General features: G+C 64.2%; 3 protein-coding genes. 2 read left to right on the top strand and 1 reads right to left on the bottom strand.

The genetic code is table 11. The features are described 5' to 3' along the window. Window positions 1-1,680, top strand: a 1,680-nt coding sequence (gene dxs, locus EN964_RS31370; RefSeq protein ID WP_127277191.1) for a 1-deoxy-D-xylulose-5-phosphate synthase, incomplete at its 5' end; no start/stop codon positions are given. Between the two features lie 164 nt (window positions 1,681-1,844). After that, entirely contained in the window at window positions 1,845-2,138 is a 294-nt protein-coding gene (locus tag EN964_RS31365; protein ID WP_127268717.1) for a hypothetical protein, read from the top strand. A gap of 84 nt (window positions 2,139-2,222) precedes the next feature. Here EN964_RS31365 and EN964_RS31360 read toward each other — a convergent pair. Next, on the bottom strand, window positions 2,223-2,620 hold a 398-nt coding region (locus tag EN964_RS31360; protein ID WP_127277189.1), incomplete at its 5' end, for a GNAT family N-acetyltransferase.

The following is a 2,620-nucleotide window of genomic DNA, read 5'->3' as shown; positions in this document are numbered from 1 at the left end:
CACCAGGCCTATCCGCACAAGATCCTGACCGGCCGCCGCGACCGTATCCGCACGCTGCGCCAGGAAGGCGGTCTGTCCGGCTTCACCCGCCGCGCCGAGAGCGAGTACGATCCCTTCGGCGCCGCCCACTCCTCGACATCGATATCGGCCGGCCTCGGCATGGCCGCCGCCCGCGATCTCTCCGGCGGCCGCAACAGCGTCATTGCCGTCATCGGCGATGGCGCCATGTCTGCCGGCATGGCCTATGAGGCGATGAACAATGCCGGTGCGCTCGATGCACGGCTGATCGTCATTCTCAATGACAACGACATGTCGATCGCGCCGCCGACCGGCGCGATGAGCGCCTATCTGGCGCGGCTGGCCTCCGGCAAGGCCTATATCGGCCTGCGCGATTTCGGCAAGAAACTGACGTCCTATCTCGGCAAGCGCGCGGATCGTGCGATCACAAGGGCGGTCGAGCATGCACGCGGCTATGTCACCGGCGGCACGCTGTTCGAGGAACTCGGCTTCTATCACATCGGCCCCATAGACGGCCACAATCTGGAGCACCTGATCCCGGTCCTGAAAAATGTCCGCGACAATGGCGAAGGCCCGGTGCTCATCCATGTCGTCACCCAGAAGGGCAAGGGCTATGCGCCGGCCGAAGCCGCCGCCGACAAATATCACGGCGTCAACAAGTTCGACGTCATCACCGGCGCGCAGGCCAAGGCGCCAGCCAACGCACCGGCCTACACCAAGGTGTTCGCCGAAAGCCTGGTCCAGGAGGGCCGCGAGGACGACCGCATCGTCGCCGTCACGGCCGCCATGCCGAGCGGCACCGGCCTCGACCTGTTCGGTGAAGCGTTCCCATCGCGCACCTTCGATGTCGGCATCGCCGAACAGCACGCGGTGACCTTCGCCGCCGGCCTTGCCACCGAAGGCTGCAAGCCGTTCGCGGCCATCTATTCCACCTTCCTGCAGCGCGCCTACGACCAGGTCGTCCACGACGTCGCTATTCAGAAATTGCCGGTGCGGTTTCCCATCGACCGCGCCGGTTTCGTCGGCGCCGATGGCGCGACCCATTGCGGCGCCTTCGACACCACCTTCCTGGCGACACTGCCGGGTTTCGTCGTCATGGCGGCCGCCGACGAGGCGGAGCTGCGCCACATGGTGCGCACCGCGGCGAGCTATGATGAGGGTCCGATCGCCTTCCGCTATCCGCGCGGCAATGGCGTCGGCGTCGACATGCCGGAGCGCGGCTCGGTTCTCGAAATCGGCAAGGGCCGCATCGTCAAGGAGGGTACCAAGGTTGCATTGCTGTCTTTCGGCACGCGGCTGCAGGATTGCCTGATCGCCGCGGAGGAGCTAGGTGCTGCCGGGCTGTCCACCACGGTCGCCGACGCCCGTTTCGCCAAGCCGCTCGACCAGGATCTGATCCGGCGGCTGGCCCGCTCGCATGAGGTGCTGGTGACGGTGGAGGAGGGCGCCGTCGGCGGCTTCGCCAGCCACGTGCTGCAGTTCCTTGCCCATGAGGGCCTGCTGGAAAGCGGCCTGAAGGTGCGTCCGCTGGTGCTGCCCGACGCGTTCAGCGACCACGCCAAGCCGGAAAAGATGTATGCCGATGCCGGGCTCGATGCCGCCGGCATCGTGCGCACCGTGTTCGTGGCACTCGGGCACACAGTCCACGCCCAGCGCGCCTGAATCCCAGCGCGCCTGAATCAAAGTCTCAAAGACTTGAATTAGTTTGCCGGCAAGCGATCTTAAGGCATTGTTTACGCTGCCATTTGGCGCTTTGCTTACCGTGTCTCTTGGCCGTTTTTCAATGGCGCCCTGCTAGATCGTGATCAGGCAGGGAGACAACAACAATGAAAACGCTTCTGTGCGGCGCAGCACTTTGCGCCGTTATCATCGCGCCGGCCACAGCCGAAACGCGCTATGACCGCAGCCTCGAAAAGGCGGCGATGGGCATCATCGCCGGCAAGATGGGCGACATCCGCGGCGGCTTTTCCTTCAAGCAGGTGCCGCAATTGGTGGTTCTGCCGGCCCCTGTTCCCGCGCCTGCGGGTGCCATCGAGCCTGCACGCGAGCAAGCTTCGGGCGGCCGTGAGGATGGCTTGTCTCCAGCCGTCGAGCGCCCGGTTTCGCGAACCGTATTCTGAGCTGAAGACAGCAAGCCTTGATCGGGATTGCCCGATCGTTTCGCGCTTGCCGCTGTGCAGGCGATCTAAAAAGCGTCGGCAATGCTACTCCGCCGCAACCAGCTCCGCTTGCTGCGCCGATTTCTCGGGGCGCCAGGATTGCGCCGCGTGGCGGGCGCGGTCTGCCAGGGCGGCTAGGCGTCCGCGCAGGTTTCGTCCACCCACCACCGACGACAAGATCACCGAATGCGTCGCAAAGCGGCGCTTGAAATCCTCGCCGCCGCAGAGAAAATCGATCGTGGTCAAGCCCCGGTCAAACGACCACTGGATGTAATCCATCATCAAGACCATCCCCGGCGAGGCCCGTTCGAAGGCCGGATCATAGGTGGTGACGAAAGCCATCATCGTTCCATGCTGCTCGAAATTGATCGAGATGGCGATGATCTCGTCTTCGCGTTCGAGCACGAAGATGCGCAGCAATCCAAGCTTGGCCAGAACGGATA

Origin of the sequence: Mesorhizobium sp. M7A.F.Ca.CA.001.10.2.1 (assembly GCF_003998575.1) — a bacterium.
In the GTDB taxonomy this organism is placed as follows: Bacteria; Pseudomonadota; Alphaproteobacteria; order Rhizobiales; family Rhizobiaceae; genus Mesorhizobium.
The sequence above is the reverse complement of the archived record's forward strand: the minus strand, read 5'-3'. Positions and strand labels throughout refer to the sequence as shown.